Source organism: Nocardia sp. NPDC127579 (assembly GCF_042672005.1).
In the GTDB taxonomy this organism is placed as follows: Bacteria; Actinomycetota; Actinomycetes; order Mycobacteriales; family Mycobacteriaceae; genus Nocardia.
The window spans coordinates 173,392-190,385 of sequence record NZ_JBHXVZ010000002.1 but is presented as its reverse complement, the minus strand read 5'-3'; the positions used below and the strand labels follow the sequence as shown (position 1 = coordinate 190,385).

13 protein-coding genes and 1 pseudogene are annotated in these 16,994 nt (G+C 69.2%); 9 read left to right on the top strand and 5 right to left on the bottom strand.

The genetic code is table 11. From position 1 onward, the window contains the following. Positions 1–70: 70 nt before the first annotated feature. Together eno and ACFVMC_RS08435 are read right to left on the bottom strand one after the other, a co-directional pair. A complete protein-coding gene (gene eno, locus ACFVMC_RS08440) occupies positions 71–1,357 on the bottom strand; it encodes a phosphopyruvate hydratase (protein WP_379208186.1) in 1,287 nt (428 codons plus the stop codon). Positions 1,358–1,491: 134 nt separating this feature from the next. Further along, positions 1,492–2,178 carry a lytic transglycosylase domain-containing protein gene (locus ACFVMC_RS08435; RefSeq protein ID WP_379209467.1) on the bottom strand — a complete coding sequence of 229 codons (687 nt, stop codon included), beginning with the start codon at positions 2,176–2,178 and terminating at the stop codon, positions 1,492–1,494. Between the two features lie 272 nt (positions 2,179–2,450). Here ACFVMC_RS08435 and ACFVMC_RS08430 point away from each other — a divergent pair, with 272 nt between their 5' ends. The 3 genes and pseudogenes from ACFVMC_RS08430 to ACFVMC_RS08420 form a co-directional block, all read left to right on the top strand. Then, the gene (locus ACFVMC_RS08430) at positions 2,451–3,956 is read left to right on the top strand and encodes an ABC transporter substrate-binding protein (protein WP_379208184.1); all 1,506 of its coding nucleotides are present in this window, start codon (positions 2,451–2,453) and stop codon (positions 3,954–3,956) included. Further along, complete coding sequence (locus ACFVMC_RS08425; RefSeq protein WP_379208183.1) at positions 3,953–4,918, top strand: ABC transporter permease; 966 nt, start codon at positions 3,953–3,955, stop codon at positions 4,916–4,918. Before ACFVMC_RS08430 ends, ACFVMC_RS08425 begins: the two co-directional genes overlap by 4 nt. Further along, a pseudogene (locus tag ACFVMC_RS08420) lies at positions 4,915–6,390 on the top strand (ATP-binding cassette domain-containing protein); the annotation flags it as partial. The gene ACFVMC_RS08425 and the pseudogene ACFVMC_RS08420, both read left to right, overlap by 4 nt. 54 nt (positions 6,391–6,444) lie before the next feature. Here ACFVMC_RS08420 and ACFVMC_RS08415 read toward each other — a convergent pair. Then, positions 6,445–6,858 (bottom strand): DUF3224 domain-containing protein, encoded by a 414-nt coding sequence (locus ACFVMC_RS08415; RefSeq protein ID WP_379209465.1) that lies wholly within the window; start codon positions 6,856–6,858, stop codon positions 6,445–6,447. Between ACFVMC_RS08415 and ACFVMC_RS08410 the strand changes: the two genes are divergently transcribed. The 6 genes from ACFVMC_RS08410 (at position 6,859) to ACFVMC_RS08385 (ending at position 15,746) form a co-directional block, all read left to right on the top strand. Further along, positions 6,859–7,623: an ATP-binding cassette domain-containing protein gene (locus ACFVMC_RS08410; RefSeq protein WP_379209463.1), complete on the top strand. Its 765-nt coding sequence runs from the start codon at positions 6,859–6,861 to the stop codon at positions 7,621–7,623. Between the two features lie 236 nt (positions 7,624–7,859). Then, positions 7,860–8,969 carry a TauD/TfdA family dioxygenase gene (locus tag ACFVMC_RS08405; RefSeq protein WP_379208181.1) on the top strand — a complete coding sequence of 370 codons (1,110 nt, stop codon included), beginning with the start codon at positions 7,860–7,862 and terminating at the stop codon, positions 8,967–8,969. Next, a complete protein-coding gene (locus ACFVMC_RS08400; RefSeq protein WP_379208179.1) occupies positions 8,941–9,951 on the top strand; it encodes an ornithine cyclodeaminase family protein in 1,011 nt (336 codons plus the stop codon). Before ACFVMC_RS08405 ends, ACFVMC_RS08400 begins: the two co-directional genes overlap by 29 nt. Next, on the top strand, positions 9,942–13,265 hold the full coding sequence (locus ACFVMC_RS08395) for a hypothetical protein (protein ID WP_379208178.1): 3,324 nt from the start codon (positions 9,942–9,944) through the stop codon (positions 13,263–13,265). The genes ACFVMC_RS08400 and ACFVMC_RS08395 overlap by 10 nt, the downstream gene beginning before the upstream one ends. 35 nt (positions 13,266–13,300) lie before the next feature. Continuing rightward, a complete protein-coding gene (locus ACFVMC_RS08390; protein ID WP_379208176.1) occupies positions 13,301–14,323 on the top strand; it encodes a PLP-dependent cysteine synthase family protein in 1,023 nt (340 codons plus the stop codon). A 19-nt stretch (positions 14,324–14,342) separates the two neighbouring features. Continuing rightward, positions 14,343–15,746 carry an MATE family efflux transporter gene (locus ACFVMC_RS08385; protein ID WP_379209461.1) on the top strand — a complete coding sequence of 468 codons (1,404 nt, stop codon included), beginning with the start codon at positions 14,343–14,345 and terminating at the stop codon, positions 15,744–15,746. Between the two features lies 1 nt (position 15,747). Here ACFVMC_RS08385 and ACFVMC_RS08380 read toward each other — a convergent pair whose 3' ends face one another. Together ACFVMC_RS08380 and ACFVMC_RS08375 are read right to left on the bottom strand one after the other, a co-directional pair. Beyond that, entirely contained in the window at positions 15,748–16,023 is a 276-nt protein-coding gene (locus ACFVMC_RS08380) for a hypothetical protein (protein ID WP_379208175.1), read from the bottom strand. Positions 16,024–16,401: 378 nt separating this feature from the next. Continuing rightward, the gene (locus ACFVMC_RS08375) at positions 16,402–16,977 is read right to left on the bottom strand and encodes a TerD family protein (RefSeq protein WP_379208173.1); all 576 of its coding nucleotides are present in this window, start codon (positions 16,975–16,977) and stop codon (positions 16,402–16,404) included. Positions 16,978–16,994: the final 17 nt, after the last annotated feature.

Here is a 16,994-nt window from a genome sequence, read left to right as displayed (position 1 = left end):
GCTGCGGTCTGAACTCAGCGGCCGGAGGCGGTAGCGACCACGCAGGCCGTAGTGAAGACCGCCCATATCGTCAGCCTTCGAACGCGAAGCGCGGGAAGGCGACATCGCCGGCGTACCGGGCCGAATCGCCCAGCGCGTCCTCGATGCGGAGCAGCTGGTTGTACTTGGCTACGCGCTCGGAACGGGCCGGGGCGCCGGTCTTGATCTGGCCGGAACCAACGGCGACCGCGAGATCGGCGATGGTGGTGTCCTCGGTCTCACCGGAGCGGTGCGACATCATCGTCTTGTAGCCGTTGCGGTGCGCCAGCTCGACGGCGTCCAAGGTCTCGGTGAGCGTGCCGATCTGGTTGACCTTCACCAGCAGCGCGTTGGCCGCGCCCTTGGCGATGCCCTCCTCCAGGCGCTCCGGGTTGGTGACGAACAGATCGTCGCCGACCAGCTGCACCTTGTCGCCGATGGCGTCGGTGAGCGCGACCCAGCCGTCCCAGTCGTCCTCGGACAGCGGATCCTCGATGGACACGATCGGGTAGGAGGTGAGCAGTTCGGCGTAGAACTGGTTCATCTCCTCGGCGCTGCGCACGCTGCCTTCGAACTTGTAACCGCTACCGGCGGTGTAGAACTCGGTCGCGGCCACATCCAGCGCGAGCGCCACATCGGTGCCGAGCTTGTAGCCCGCCTTCTCGATCGCGACGGCGATCAGATCCAGCGCGGCGCGGGTGCCCGCGACATCCGGCGCGAAACCGCCCTCGTCACCCAGGCCGGTGGACAGGCCCTGCGCCTTGAGCACCGACTTCAGCGAGTGATAGATCTCCGCGCCCCAGCGCAGCGACTCCTTGAAGGTCGGGGCGCCGATCGGGGCGATCATGAATTCCTGCACGTCCACACCGGTGTCGGCGTGCGCGCCACCGTTGAGGATATTCATCATCGGGACCGGGAGCACGTGGGCGTTCGGGCCACCGAGATAGCGGAACAGCTCCAGGCCCGAGGATTCGGCGGCCGCGCGGGCCACCGCCAGCGAGGCGCCGAGCAGCGCGTTGGCGCCGAGGCGGGACTTGTCCGGGGTGCCGTCCAGATCCAGCAGGACCTGGTCGACGGTGCGCTGCTCGACCGCGTCCAGGCCGATGATGGCCGGGGCGATCTCGTCGAGCACGCCCTCCACGGCCTTCTGCACGCCCTTGCCCTGGTAGCGGTCGCCGCCGTCGCGCAGCTCGACCGCTTCGTGCTCACCGGTGGAGGCGCCGGACGGAACCGCCGCGCGGGTCAGGGTGCCGTCGTCGAGCGCGATTTCCACCTCGACAGTGGGGTTTCCGCGCGAATCCAGGATCTCGCGAGCTCCGACCTGTTCGATGATTGCCACGAAAACGACACTCCTTCGGCTGCTGGCACGGCAGGTGACGGATGGGGCCGTGCGGTGCCGAGCCTAGCGCAGTGCTCAGCGGCCGGACCTTGGCACACTCTCAAAAAGTCGCCCGAACTGTTCGACGGCCCGGCTCACACCTGTCGGCCCACGCTGTACGCGGCGGCCCGATCGCGCACGGTGCGCAGGTACCGGTTGGACTGGTTGTAGGTGAGCAGGGCGCGCTGCCAACCGTGTTCGGACTTCAGATCACCGCCGCTGGCACATAGATAGCGGGCCGCGGTCAGTGCCGCGTCGTCGATGCTCTGCGGATCGATGAAGCCGTCGCCGTTGGCGTCCACGCCCCAGCGCTGCCAGGTCTCCGGGATGAATTGCAGCGGGCCGACCGCGCGGTCGTACACCTGGTCACCGTCGAGCCGGCCGCCGTCGGTGTCCTTGATCTCGGCGACACCCGGGCCGCCGTCGAGCGGGATGCCGATGATCGGCGGGCGCACCGCGCCGTCGGCGCCCGGCTCGGAGCTGCCGTGCATGCCGTGTTTGCTCTCCACGCTCGCGATACCGGCGATGGTCGTCCAGGCGATACCGCAGTCGGGCCGGGAGCGGGCCAGCACCGCCGCCGCGTAACCGTAGGCCTCCAGCGCGATCTTCGGAATGCCGAGGGCGTGCTGCCCCTCGGCCCAGTCGGTCAGCTGTGCGGCGCTGCGGCCGGGCGCGTCGAGATCGATCGGGGGCACCGGCAGGCCGGGGCCCGGCGGTATCCCCTCGGGAATCGGTGTCAATGTGCCTACACCCCCACACCCGGCGAGGATCAAGGTCACCATCGCAGCGGCCACAACGCCGGTCTTTTTCCAGAGCACCCTTCCATCATCCAGGTATTTCGGTGTGCTCCCCCGGATTGCGATCGACAACGCAAACCGGCGCGTCGCCGCAGGTCGGCGGCGTGACCGAAATGCGCTCGGGTGACCAGGGTTCGACCGTGCCGAACGTGAACAGGGTTGGGCGCGAGCGATATCCAGCTAACCCGCAGCCGAATTAGGCTAGCCTGGCCTAGCTGAGGCGCATCGGCCTCGCGGCGCTCGAGGAAGGCAGCGGGATGGATTGGAACCGGCGACAGCTACTGCGGGGCGGCGTGGGAGCCGGGGCCCTGCTACTGCTGGCCGCGTGCTCGGATCGTTCCGGCGGGCCCGCGTCCGGCGGCACGCTGCGAGTCGGGGCCGTCGGCACGGCGGCGCGGATCGAGCGGGACCCGCACGCCAATCTCAGCAACGACAGCGACTTCCTCATCACCGCACTGGTGTACGACGCCCTCACCGTGCCCGGGGCGAATCCGAATGTGGCCCCGCGCCTGGCGACCACATGGGAATCCGACGCCGAACGCAAGCGGTGGACCTTCACGCTCGCCGCGGGCGCCACCTTCCACGACGGGACGCCGGTCACCGCCGAGGACGTGGTGTGGTCGCTACGACGGCTGCGCCGGGTCGGCGGCGCGTCGAAAATGCCGGTCGCGGAGGCCGATATCACCGCCGACGGGCCGAATCGCGTGGTGCTCACCGTGCCCGAACCGAATACCCAACTGCCCCTGCTGGTCCGGTTGATGACGTTCACGGTGAAGAAGGACACCACCGATTTCACCCAGGCGATCGGCACCGGGCCGTTCCGGCTGGAGTCGTTCCAGGGCGGCAACGCACGACTGGTGCGCAACGACCGCTGGCACGGGCCCGCGCCGCTGCTGGACGCCATCGAGGTCACCATGTTCGAAAGCGCGACGGCACTGGGCAACGCGGTGCTCGGCGGGCAGATCGACCTGGCCTCCAATGTGGGCGCGATCGCCGGGCGCACCGCCGAGGGGCGTGGTGATCTGCGGGTGGTGCGGCGCGGCAACGACACCATGCTCGGCGTGGCGATGCGGACCGCGGACGGGCCGTTCGCCGATCCCCGGGTGCGGGCCGCGATCCGGCTCGGCGTGGACCGCGCCGCCCTGGTGAATCAGGTGCATTCGGGGTACGGGACGGTCGCCGACGACATCCTCGGCACCGCCGACCCCGCCTACGACAGGTCGATCCCGCAGCGCGGGCGCGACCTGGAGCGCGCGAAAACCCTGCTGCGCGAATCGAATTTCGATACCGGCGCGACCTATCCGCTGGCCACCAAGGCCGAAGCGCCGGGTGAGGTGGAATCGGCGCGGGTACTCGCCACCCAGCTCGCCGAGATCGGGCTGCGGATCGAGGTCCAGGTGCAGGAATCCACTGTCTTCTACGACCGGACCTGGTTGAACGCGCCGCTCTACACGGTGTCCTGGGGGACCAACGATTCCGTGCTGTTCTATGCCGACAAGCTGCTCTCCGGCCGGTCCAACCGCAATGAGACAGCGTTCCGGGACGCGGAATTCGACGCGGCGACCGCGACGGCTCTCGCGGCGCGCGACGACGCCGAGTACGCCCGCGCGATCCAGACGATCCAGCGGATCCAATACGAGCGCGGCGGCTACCTGGTGTGGGGCATGGCCGACGGTATAGATATCGCCGCCGCCAAGGTCAAAGGTCTCCCGGAGCTGGGCGGTTTCGCGCGCGTGCAGCTGGAACGGGCCTGGCTGGAATGATGGTGGCCGCCGATACGAAACGGCGCGGCAGCCGGGCCGGGCGACTGCTCGCCCGGCTGCTGCTCCGGCGGCTCGGTCTCCTGATCGCCCTGCTGGCCACCGTATTCGTCGCGGTGGACCTGCTGCCGGGCAGCACCGCGCGCGCTGTCCTCGGCCGCGAGGCCACTCCCGCCCAGATCGCCGCCAAGGAACGCGAACTCGGTCTGGATCGGCCACTGCCCACGCGCTTCCTCGACTGGGTCACCGACGTACTCACCGGCGATTTCGGCCGCACCGCCCGGGGGCGCCCGATCAACGACCTGCTCGCCGACAAGTTCCCGCCCACCCTGTTGCTGGGTGGACTGGCACTGCTGTGCACGGTCGTGCTGTCGCTGCTGCTGGGCGCGTGGTGGGTGCGAGGCGGCTGGACCGGACGGGTGCTGCAACCCGGTACGACGGTGGCGGCGGCCCTGCCGGAGTTCGTCTTGGCGACCCTGCTGATCATGGTGTTCGCACTGGCCACCGGCTGGCTGCCCGCGGTGACGATCACCGATCGCTCCGGCTTCCCGGTAAGCGCGGACATGCTGGTGCTCCCGGTCCTCGCGCTGGCCATACCGCAGATCGGCTGGAACGCTCGCGTGGTGCGAGCGGCACTGACCGACGCCGCGCAGGCTCCGCACGTAGACAATGCTGTGCTGGAAGGACTTCCGAGCCGAGTCGTGCTGGTACGGCACGTCATGCCGTTCGCCGCGCCTACCATCGTGGCCAGTTTCGCGACCACCGTCGGAATGCTGCTCGGCGGGTCACTGGTCGTCGAAACGATCTTCAACTATCCGGGACTCGGGGCCGTGCTCGCCGGTTCGGTCGCCGACCGCGACACGTCGGTGGTCGCGGCGGTGGTAGCCCTTTCCGGGGCTGTCATCATGCTGATGCTCGCGCTCGCCGACGGTATCCGAGCCTGGTCCCTGCGAGGTCGCGGATGAGGTTGCCGCACTGGGAAGTTCGCTTGTCTGCGGGCTGGGCGCTGCTTCCGGCGCTGCTGGTGCTCGTCGCCGCGGCACTGGGCCCGTCGTTCGCGCCGCGCCCGGCGGAGGCTGCGGTCGGCATTCCGTTCGCGCGACCGAGCGCGCAGGCCTGGCTCGGTACCGACCGGCTCGGCCGCGACGTCTTCAGTCATCTGCTGTACGGCGGATGGGGGCTGCTGCTGATGGCCGCCGGGATCGCGGTGCTGATCACCGGGGTCGCCTGCGTACTGGGCGCGGTGGCCGCGTTGCGCCCACGAGTCGGCGCGATCATCGAGAGCGCCACCGATTTCGCCATGTTGATGCCCGCGGTCCTCGGCATCCTGCTGGTCCTGACCTCCTGGCCGGACGCGGGCGCGCTCGGCCTGATCGTCATCGCCCTGCTGTTCGGGGCACCGTACTGCGCACGGGTTTTCACCGCGGCCGCCGCGGGCATCGCCGCCAGCGGCTACGTCGAGGCCGCCGAGGCCGGCGGGGAGCGGCTGCCGCACTTGGTCTTCCGCGAGGTCGTACCCAATCTGCGCGAGGTCCTGGCCACCCAGCTCGGCCTGCGCTTCGTGGTCGGCGTCTACCTTGTCAGCACCGCCTCCTTCCTCCAGCTTCCCACCACCCTCGGCGCGGCCAACTGGGCAGTCATGGTGCGCGAGAACACCTCCGGGCTCCTGCTCAACCCCTGGTCCGTCCTCGCTCCGAGTGCCGCCATCGCCATCGTCGCGGTCAGCGTCAACCTGGCCGTCGCGGGCTTCAGCCGGGCACCCGCCACCGCCCCGGTCCAGAGCCCCGGCCGAAAACCCGCGGGGACGCGGGACCGCGCCGATGCGGCGCAGCGGTGTGGCACCGCGCGCCCGGGCACCGAAACGGTCGCGGTAGACGGGTTGACAGTCTGGGGACAGGCGGGGCAAAAGCTGGTCGGGCCCATGGATTTTCGGCTCGAAGCCGGTACCGTGACGGCCTTGACCGGACCGTCCGGAGCCGGGAAGACGACACTGATGCGGGCGCTACTGGGCCAGGTACCGGCGGGGGCGGCGGCGGGCTCCGTACGCGTTCGCGGCGCGGACGTGTTCGCGATGAATGAGGTTGAGCTACAACGCTTTCGGCGCGAGCGGATCGCCTTTGTCGCGCAGGATCCGGGATCGGCGCTGAATCCGCTCATGCGGGTGCGGACATTGTTGACCGAGGGGGCGCGGGACGCGACCGAGGTGGATCTGATCGAGACACTGAACCTCGTCGGGCTTTCCGCCGAGCATCTGCGGCGACATCCGGGTGAGCTGTCCGGTGGGCAGCAGCGCCGTGTCGCGCTGGCCCGCGCACTGCTGCGGCGCACCGACGTGCTGGTGCTGGACGAACCGCTGGCCGGTCTGCACGGCGCGCTGCGCACCGAAATCGCCCAGTTGCTGCGGCGGATCGCCATCGAGCGCGGTGTCGCGGTGCTGCTGTCCGGCCACGACACCGCCACCATTCACGCCGTGGCCGACACCGTTCTCGAATTAGGCCTCGGGGAGCTCGTAGTCGAACCAGATGTGGTGCCCGCCCTCGGCGTCGACGCTGAGCCCACCGGTGCCGGTGATACCGGCGAGCTCACCGGTGCCGCTGTTCGGAACGATGAGAAAGAACTCGTGCGAGCGATCGGTGCCGCTGGTGGTCGCCGAGTGGACGAAGTTGAAGGCGCCGGCGCGGTCGCCGAGGACGCCTTCGAAGGACTCCATCGCGAAATAGGTGCCCGCGCCGCTGGTCATGTCGAAGGCGGAGGTGAACAGGGTGGCCGAGCTGCCACCGAGTTCCCCGGCGAACTCCTTGCGCATGGTCACCACACCGACCGGCAGGGCGGTCGCGATCGGCGGGTCGGGAACCACGTCGGTGGGATCGAAGGCGGTGACGGCGAAGGTACCGATGACTTTCATGTGGCCGAGCGTAACGGCGAGCACCGACAGGACATCGCGCTCCGCGCGCGGGGTCTCGCCGCGGCCGCGGGCGGGCAGCCGGTCCTGTCCGGGGTCGACCTCGAGCTACCGGCCGGTGCAGCGCTGGCAATCGTCGGCGCGTCGGGGGCCGGGAAGACCACGCTGGCCCGGGTGATCGCCGGACTGCACCGGGACTCGACCGGCGCACTCGAGCTGCGTGGCGCCGCGGTGCCGGTCGGCCGCGGCCGGCGAATCCGGCAGCGCGGGAACGGCATCCAGTTGGTCACCCAGAATCCGCTGTCGGCGCTGAACCCGCGCCGCACCGTCGCGCAGACCCTCGCACGGCCACTGCGCCGCATTGGGCGAGTACCCGAACACTGTCTGCGACAACGAATCACAGCGCTGCTCGCGACGGTCGACCTGTCGCCGGACACAGCCGATCGTTACCCTCACCAACTATCCGGCGGTCAGCGGCAGCGCGTCGCCCTGGCTCGCGCGCTGGCGGCCGACCCGGCCGTGCTGGTGTGCGACGAGATCACCTCCGCGCTCGATCACCGCACCGCGGCGTCGATGATGACGCTGCTGGACCGGGTCCGCGCCGAACGCGGCGCGGCGCTGCTGGTGATCACCCACGATATGCGGCTCGCCACCGCGCACTGCGCGGAGATCATCGTGCTCGACGATGGACGGGTCGTCGAATCCGGTACCGCCACTGCGGTTCTCGCCACACCCGAGCACGAGGCGACTCGCGAACTGCTGGGTTGACCGACCCGCCCGGCAGGGCGTGTCGCCGCCCGGAAATCCCTGGTCAGGACGGCGCCACACCCGATACGGGGTGCCGGATTGCACCGATCACCGCCCGAGTCTTACCCTTTCATGCATCTTCGCTATTTTCACCGACTCGCTTAGGTAAGCCTTGCTTAAGGCCGCGCGAGGTACTAGCTTCGCAGTGCGATACGTCTTCACCCGCTTTTCGACTGACGCGAAGAAGGGACCTTCTGGTGAAAAGCGTTCTCTCCGAACGTAAGACGCTTCACCCGCTGGACATCGAACGACGCGAGCTCCCCCCGGAAGCCGGGCACGCGGTGCGTGCTCTCGCGCGCGAGATCTGCACCACACTGGCCGCGCAATCCGGCGGCGTCGGCCGCGCCCTGACCAACCCGGCGCTGGCCGCGCACATCGACGCCCGCGCCGCCGAACTGCCCGACACCGTGCACACGGCCATGCGCGCACCCGCCACCAGCGCCGGCGCCACCATCGTGAGCAGCCTGCCGCTCACCGACGACGAACTCGGACCCACCCCGCGCAGCTGGCGCGACGCCGTGCGCTGGAGCGAACTCGACATCGTCATGCTGCTGCTCGCGCGCTGCGCCGGCGAGCCGTTCGGCTGGCAGGGACAGCAGGACGGCCGCCTGGTCAACAACATCCTGCCGACCCCCGGCCACGAGGACGAACAGTCCGGCGCGAGCAGCAAGACGCTGCTGTGCCCGCACACCGAGGACGCGTTCCATCCGCTGCGCGCCAACCTGCTGATGCTGGGCTGCCTGCGCAATCCCGACCTGGTCGGCACCACCATCTCCTCGGTACGGCGGGTCGAACTCAGCACCGCCGAGCACCGGCTGCTGGAAACCCCCACGCTGCCGATCCTGCCGGATGTCTCCTACGGCACCGGCCACGAACAGCACGTGCCGCCGCCGCTGCCCACTGTATGGAACGAAACCCCGGGGGCCACAACCGATCTCACACTGCGCTACGACCCCGCCTACACGCCGCTCGACGATGCGGGCACCGAGTTCCGGCAGGCATACGCGCGGCTGACCGCCGAACTCGAGCGTGTCTGCGTCACCGCCGCGCTGCACCCCGGCGAACTGCTGCTCGTGGACAACGACGTCGCCGTGCACGGCCGGGTACCGTTCACCGCGCGCTACGACGGCACCGATCGCTGGCTCAAGCGCGTCAATATCCGCCTGCCCGAACGCCGCCGCCGTCCCGCCGAAGCCGACGAGAATGGGTACGGACAGCGGATTGTCGCCCCATTCGCTGTGCGAGCGGACGTGGTGGCGGGATCGGATATGTACCGAGATGATCGAGGATCCGTTGAGCAGTCGTGATCGAGCCACGCCGCTGCGCGTGCTGAGCCGCACCGATCTGGCCGACGTGCCCATCACGCCCGGCGCGGTGGTGCGTGCCGTCGAAGACGCGTATCTGGCCTTCGCCGAAGGACTTTCGGACAATCCACGCAAACTCAGCGTGGCGAATCCGGACGGCTGGTCGGTCGCCTACGCCATGCTCGGCCGCGACGGACGCCGCCGGGTGGTCGCCATGAAGACCTCCTACAAATTCGACCCGGGCCACGACCGCAGCACCAAGCGGTACTACACCACCATCACGCTCTACGACGACACCACCGGTGCGCCGATCGCCATGATGGACTGCGCGCGGGTCGGCGCGCTGCGCACACCCGCGGTGTCGGCGCTGCTGGTGCGCGAGACCATGCGGCGCGGCGCGGAGAGTGTGCTGCTCATCGGCACCGGCACCCAGGGGCGCAACGCACTCCCACACCTGCTGGCCGCGAACCCCGGGCTGCGCAAGCTGATGGTGTACGGCACGCACCCGGACGGCCTGGCGTCGGTGCACCGGGAGCTGGCCGAGCATCATCCGCACGCGCTGCTGGAGACGGTCACCGATCCGCGCGCGGCCGCCGCACACGCCGACGTGGTGCTGGCCACGGCCGGGCCCAGTACCGAGGTCGCGCTCGAATCCGCCGATCTGGCACCCGGTTCCACCGTGGTACTCGTCGGGTACGGCCTGGCGCCGTCAAGCCTGGTAGACGCCGATCGGGTGGTAGCCACCAGCGCCGAGCAGATGCAGCTCACCGGCACCGACATGGCGGGCCCGGACGGGCGGCTGCGCGCCGTGGACGCGGAACTGCCGCAGATATTGTCCCGCCGTGCCGTGGCGCGCCGCAGCGACGAAGAGAAGATCTTCGTCTACAACTCTGGACTCGTGCTCACCGATATCGCTGTCGCGCACGCCCTCGCCGAGCGTGCGATCGCCGAAGGACGCGGCACGGAGGTGCCCCTGTGGGATTAGACACCACGACCGACCTCGCCGCCGGCCTCTTCGACACCGACGACCCGGCCCTCTTCGACCTGAACCCGGCACCCGCGCCCACCCGACCCCAGCGCGCCCGCCGCAAACCCGCCACCCCCGAACCCCTCATCCCGCCCGTGGACGACCCGTTGAACGAATTCCGCCCACCCACCGCCACACTGAACGACACCCCGCACACCGTCAGCCCCGACGAGCCCCTGCTCGCCCTGATCCCGAGCTCCACACCCCCCACCGACGATCACCGTCGCGCCTCGGTGGCGAGCGACGCCACGACGCCGACCGACCCCATCACGGACGGCCACCCGGGCGGCGCGGACCTGGCCGACTCCACCGAGCCGATCGAAAGCCCACCGGTACCGGATCACGCCGTCGAAGCCTCCATGACTGTCGCGGTGTCCGACGAATCAGCAGTGGACCAGACCGAGGACTCGGACCCACGACTCGATGGTTCGGCAGCGCCTGCCGAAGAATTGGGCGCAGTCCCGACAACGGACGTACCGATCGGCGATTCGGCTCCCTCGACCTGCCTGGCCACGCCCGACAGCGACGATTCCCACGTCCAGGACTCGACCGACCTCGCGGATTCAGGCAAACACCGCTCCGACCACTCGGACGAGCACTCGCCTACGACGACCGGATCCGACGAGCCTCGCCTGGACGACGACAACCCGCGCGACACGAACTCGACCAACTCATTCGGCCCCGACGACAATCGACACATCCGGTCAGCGGATCGCTACGCGGAACTGCACGACGGTTCACCGACCGGCGCGGACGGCGATGCGACAGAAGACGTTGTCGCCCTTGTCGACACATCCGAGATAACAGGCGATGACGAATCGCCTAACGGACATCCGCCGAATCTCGCCGGGGGCGAAATGGAGTCGGCCGAGGCGGAACCCGACGGCCGCACAGTCGACAGCGAGTTCGGCACAGTCGGCGCGACGATCGGACGGGCAAGCGATAGCGACGAGGCCACCGTGCGGCGGCTCGACGAAGACACATGGATGGATGGCGATATCGACGCCACAGGACAGCGATGTGCCACCGTCACCTGGCACGAAAACGCACAGTCGGCAACCAGTTTCGATGCCGCCGACAACTCGATGATGGACGACTCGCTCGAAGTGCGACACCTGAGGTCCGCGGATGCCGAGCCCCTCGAGGGAATCGAAGCAGCCGTTCCGTCGTCGACCGACCGGCCGACCCTGCCCCCGCCGCACGACGAACCGATCACCGGAAACCAACCGCTCGACGAGCACACCACCGTCGGCGACCTCGCCGACGCGGACGTCCCCGATGCGCCACACGCCAACCTCCCCCACGTGGACCACATTTCGACGGACCACGCCGATCCGGCCGAGAGCGATACCTACTCGGCCGAGCTTTCCGACCACCTCGCCACCGATGCGGGCCAACTGGATGACCTCCCTGCCGACGCTGCCGAAACCTCGGACGTCGTCGACTTCACAGACGAGCCGGGCGGCGAGCCCGCCACCGAGCCTGGACCGGTGGTCGCCCCCGTCGATGCAGACACAGCCGCTGAAGCCCTCGGCAACCGAGATGCGCCGCACGCCGAGCGCAGTATTCCGGCCGACCAGGTCGACGCAGACCAGTCGACCAGCGTCGACCTGGAGGTGGTCGCCGATAGTCTCGGCGACACCGACCTGATGGGCGACAATCTCCCCGAGAGGGACTCGGCCACGGCCGATGGCCAGGCCGACACAGCGTCGACTACCGACAGCCACACTGACATCGAGCCGACCACCAACGGCCACGCCGACACGGATTCGACCACCGACAGTCACGGTGATGTGGACGAGGGTGCAGGCGTGGATGAACCGGGCGGGCTGTCGGGTGGTGTGCTTGCGGATTCGGCTGGGGTGGAGCCGATTTCGATGTGGGCTTCGGCGGAGCCGCCCTCGCGACGGGCGCGCTGGGGGCGGGCCCGCACAGCGCGGGTCGGGGCGGTGGCGTTGCCCGCGCATCGGGACGAGTGGGAACGGCGGGTGCTGGACGACGCGAACCTGTTGGACGACATCGGGTTCGCGGTCGGTGGTCCGTTTCATCTGATGTACCCGGAGCGGGTGACGCGGAATATTCACGCATTCCGGAATGTGTTCGCCGAGACCGGCGTGGATGGGGTCATCTACTACGGCAAGAAGGCGAACAAGGCGGCGTGTGTGGCACGAGCCTGCGCGGAAAACGGTATCGGCGTGGATGTTTCGAGCATCGGTGAGCTGACCGCCGCGCTGGCGCAGGGCGTGCGCGGCGGCGAACTGATGGTGACGGGCCCGGCCAAATCGGATGAGCTGCTGTGGCTCGCGGTGCGGCACGGCGCGCTGATCGCCCTCGACGCCCTCGACGAACTGCACCGCCTGGAACGCATCGCGTCCACCGCGATACCGGCGCGGGTCCTGCTGCGGGTACAGCCCGCCGACTCGCACAGCCGATTCGGCCTGTCCGACACCGAGATCGGGGCGGCCATGGCGGCGATCGGCGCCGCCGGCCCGGTCGGGCCGGCGCCGATTCATCTGGAGGGCTTCAGTTTTCACCTCGCCGGCTATTCGGCCGTGGATCGCGCCGAACAGGCGGCGGCCCTGATCGATCACAGCCTGGCCGCCCGCGCACTCGGCCACCCGATCACCACCCTCTCGATCGGCGGCGGCTTCGGCGTCGACTACATCCCCGCGGCGGCGTGGGCGGAATTCACGGCGGGCGTCACCCCGGATTGGTTCCACGCCGGCAAGTCTTTCGACTCCTACTATCCGTACCACTTCCCGGCCCCCGGCCCCGCGATGCTGTCGGCCATCCTGGCGCACGGCGACCTGACCGAACGCCTGCGCGACCACGACTTGCGGCTGGCGATCGAACCCGGCCGGGCACTGCTGGACGGCGCGGGCAGCACGGTCTTCCGGGTGCGCGGCAGCAAGCTCCGGGACGCGGATGGTCAGCCCTATCAGGTGTTGACGGTGGACGGCACCAGTCTGAGCCTGTCCGAGCAGTGGTTCGACAGCGAATACCTGCCCGATCCGGTGCTGTGGCCGGCCCGCCCGGGCGAGCCGGCGGCGGCGTGTGTCGGCGCGGCGACCTGCCTGGAATCCGACATGCTCAGCTGGCGGCGTATCCCCCTGCCCCGCGCCGCCACGGTGGGCGATCTCCTGATCTACCCGAATACCGCCGGCTATCAAATGGATTCGAACGAGTCCGCCTTCCACGACCTGCCGATCCCACCGAAGGTCGTCCTGCACGACGCGCCCGGCGACCGCTTCCGCTGGTCGCTGGACGCCTGAGCAGCACCCCGTAACCCCCTGATGAGGAGACACCCATGCTCGTCACGCGTGTGACGGATCTGATCGGACGCACACCGCTGTTCGAATTGGCCACCACCGGCACCGGCACCCGGCTGCTATTGAAGCTCGAGCAGTTCAACCCGACCGGCACGGCGAAGATCCGGATGGCGCGCGCCATGGTGGACGACGCCGAGCGGCGCGGTTTGCTGCATGCTGGCGGGCATATCATCGAGTCGACGTCCGGGAACACCGGACTCGGTCTCGCGGTAGTTGCTGCCGAACGTGGGTATCGCTTCACCGCGGTGGTCGATCATCACGCGTGTAAGGACAAGCTGCGGGCGATGCGAGCGATGGGTGCGGAACTGGTGTTCGTCGCCGATGACGGCGACGACAACCTGGCGACTTCGGCCCGGGAGGACCTGGCCGAGTCGATGGCGGCCGGGCTGCCCGACGCGTATTTCACCGAACAGCACAACAACGATGCCAACGCGGTCGGTTACTACCCCGTGGCCGAGGAATTGCTGGCCGAGCTGGACCGGGTCGATATTCTGCTGTCCGCGGTGGGAACCGGCGGTTCGCTGTTCGGTACCGCCACCCGGTTGCGACAGCTCGGCTGCACACCGCGGGTGATCGGGGTGGAGCCGGTCGGGTCGATCGCGTTCGGCGGGCCGGGCGGCCCGTACTGGCAGTCGGGCACCGGCACGCCGCCGGGCGCGACCATCGGCACGGCGGTCGACTATTCGCTGCTCGACGAGGGGGTGAAGGTCTCCGATGTGGCGGCCTTCGCCACCGCTCGCGCGGTGGCGGCCGAGCTGGGGCTGATGATCGGCGGTTCGGCGGGCGGTTCGGTGCACGCCGCGCTCACCCGGCTCGAGGAGTTCCCGCCCGGATCCACCGTGGTGACGATCGTCTGCGATGGCGGCGAGAAGTACCTGGACACGGTGTTCGACGACGACTGGATGAGCGAGCGCGACCTGCTCGACACGGCCGCCGAACACGAGGTGGCGGACATGCTGAACCGCTACTCGCCCGCCGCGCAGTTGGCGCGGGCCCGATGAGCGGGGCGGAGGGGACGTGCTGAGCCTGTCGCGATATCGGGCCGACTCGAAGCGCCTGACCGCGCTGGCGACGCCGATCGCGTTGACCCAGCTCGCCCAGATCGCGGTGTCCACCACGAATATCGCGCTGATGGGCACGCTCGGCGTCCGTCAGGTCGCCGCGGGTGGTCTGGCACTGGTGCTGTTCAACCAGATTCGCACCATGTGTGTCGGACTCATCACCGGGACGGGCAATCGGATCGCGGTCGAGGTGAGCCGCGCGGGCAAGCACGGCGGGACCCCGGATCGCGCGATCCGGGAGGTGGTGCGGTCGAGTTTCCTGATCGCGACCATCGCGGGCGGGCTCGGCGGCCTGCTGCTGATCGGGCTGGGGTGGTCGCTGCACTGGCTGGGCCAGGACGCGGGTGTGCTGGCCGACGCGCGTCCGCTGATGGTCGCGCTCGCGCCGGGCCTGCTGCCGTGCCTGTGGTTCCAGGTGCTGCGGCAGTACACGGTGGGCATGCAGCGGCCGCAGGCCCTGCTGCTGGTGACGCTGGGCTCGGTCGCGTTGAATCTGGTGCTGGCACTGGCCTTTATCCACGGCTGGGCGGGTCTGCCCGCGCTGGGTCTCACCGGTGTCGGTGTCGCCACCTCGCTGGTCTTCCTGATCACCTTCGGGGTGTTCTGGGCGATGGTCCGCTACGACGCCACGCTGGGCGCGACGCTGGCGGTGCGGCCGTGGCCGGTGCGGTGGCCGACCGTGCGCGACGAGTTGAAGCTGGGCACGCCGATCGCGCTGACCTACGGGTCCGAGGCGGGCATGTTCTCGGTGCTGGCGCTGGTGATGGGCAGTATCGGCCCGGCCGCGCTGGCCGCGCACAATGTCGTGTATCAGATCATCTACATCGTGTTCCAGGTCGCGATCGGCCTGTCACATGGCGCTTCGATCCTGGTCAGCCATGCCGTGGCGCGCGATGAGTACCCGCACGCGAAGGCGATCGCCTGGCTGGCGCTGCGGCATGCGGCGGTGGTCGCGGCGCTCACCGGCGTGGCCTACGTGGCCGTTCCGGCGCTGGTCCTGCGCCCGTTCCTGGAACCGGGCGATACCCACACGCTGGAGATCGCCCGTGGCCTGCTGCTGATCGGCATCGTGCTGCAGTTCTTCGACGCGGCCCAGAACATCGGCACCGGCCTGCTGCGCGGGCTCGGGGCCACCAAAGCCGGATTCCGGCTCTCCCTGATCGGCTATTGGCTGGTCGGCCTGCCCAGTGCCCTGCTCTTCGCCTTCCCGCTGGGCTTGGGCGCGGCGGGTGTCTGGTGGGGCCTTACCGCGGGCCTGGCCACCACCGCGGTCCTCATGCTGCGCCGCTACTTCCAGCTCCTCGACGCACGCGAAAGCGACCACCGCCCGCTCCGCACCCGAACCCTGTCCGGCACCCACTGAATCAGGCCAGATAGCGCGCGGCGAACCGGGACAGTTCGTCGCGCTGCTCGCTCGGGTCCGCCGCGGTCGCGCTGACGACGACGCGCATGACACCTTGCGCGGCAAAGGCTTCCAGCCGCGCTTCGGTCAGATCGATCCCGCTCCACCGGGTGTACTCCAGTGTGCCGGGATCGCGTCCGGCCGATCGAGCCGTGGTGCGCGCCAACTCCCACTGTTCGGCGCGCTGCTGTGGCAGCAGGGCACCGCCGGCGAAGTATCCGTCGCCGCGCAACCCCACCCGTCGGGCCGCCGCCGCACTGGATCCGCCGGTCGGTCGCGGCGGCGACGAAGGCCAGCGTGTCGAGTGGGTCGAGGAACGGCAGCGTCGCCGGTACGTCGATACCGTGCATCTGCGCTCCCGGATGCAGCGCCAGATGTTCGGGCAGATAGATCCCTTCGAAGCCGCAGGACTCGGCATGTCGCGCGTAGTCGACGATCCGATCCGGGTCGACCCCGAAGTGCGTGGGACTGTAACTGACCGAAAACCGCATGCCGAGCTTCTCTCGTTGTCCACAATCGCCCCCAGGGCGCAACTCACGGACGGCACGAGGAATTCCCGTCGCGGGCGAATTCGGCCGTGTGGTGCGGATTCTCGGCCGCCCGCCGGGGACGAGGACTAGACGTTGACGCCGTAGTCGCGGGCGATGCCGCCGAGACCGGAGGCGTAACCCTGGCCGATGGCGCGGAACTTCCACTCGCCACCGTGCCGGTAGAGCTCCCCGAAGACCATGGCGGTTTCGGTGGACGCGTCCTCGGACAGGTCGTAGCGGGCGAGTTCGGCGCCGTTGCTGCGGTCGACGACACGGATGAAGGCGTTGCGGATCTGGCCGAACGACTGGCCGCGGCTGTCGGCGTCGTGGATCGAGACCGGGAAGAAGATATTGGTGATCGTCGGCGGGACCGCGGCGAGGTTGACGTTGATCACCTCGTCGTCGCCCTCCCCCTCACCGGTCAGGTTGTCACCGGTGTGCTCGATGCTGCCGTCGGGCGATTTCAGGTTGTTGTAGAAGATGAAATGCTGATCGGACAGCACCTTCAGATTCGGTCCGGTCGCGAGCGCGCTCGCATCGAGGTCGTAATCGGCCCCGGTGGTGGTGCGCACATCCCAGCCGAGTCCCACCGCGACATTGGTGAGGTTCGGCGCCTGCTTCGACAGTGAAACATTGCCGCCTTTGGCGAGTGTGACGGACATGATCCCCTTCCATTCGG

Coding starts and splice junctions, on each gene's coding strand:
- ACFVMC_RS08435 (WP_379209467.1), bottom strand. CDS start 2,178: ATGGTGACCTTGATCCTCGCCGGGTGTGGGGGTGTAGGCACATTGACA.
- ACFVMC_RS08430 (WP_379208184.1), top strand. CDS start 2,451: ATGGATTGGAACCGGCGACAGCTACTGCGGGGCGGCGTGGGAGCCGGG.
- ACFVMC_RS08425 (WP_379208183.1), top strand. CDS start 3,953: ATGATGGTGGCCGCCGATACGAAACGGCGCGGCAGCCGGGCCGGGCGA.
- ACFVMC_RS08415 (WP_379209465.1), bottom strand. CDS start 6,858: ATGAAAGTCATCGGTACCTTCGCCGTCACCGCCTTCGATCCCACCGAC.
- ACFVMC_RS08400 (WP_379208179.1), top strand. CDS start 8,941: ATGATCGAGGATCCGTTGAGCAGTCGTGATCGAGCCACGCCGCTGCGC.
- ACFVMC_RS08390 (WP_379208176.1), top strand. CDS start 13,301: ATGCTCGTCACGCGTGTGACGGATCTGATCGGACGCACACCGCTGTTC.
- ACFVMC_RS08375 (WP_379208173.1), bottom strand. CDS start 16,977: ATGTCCGTCACACTCGCCAAAGGCGGCAATGTTTCACTGTCGAAGCAG.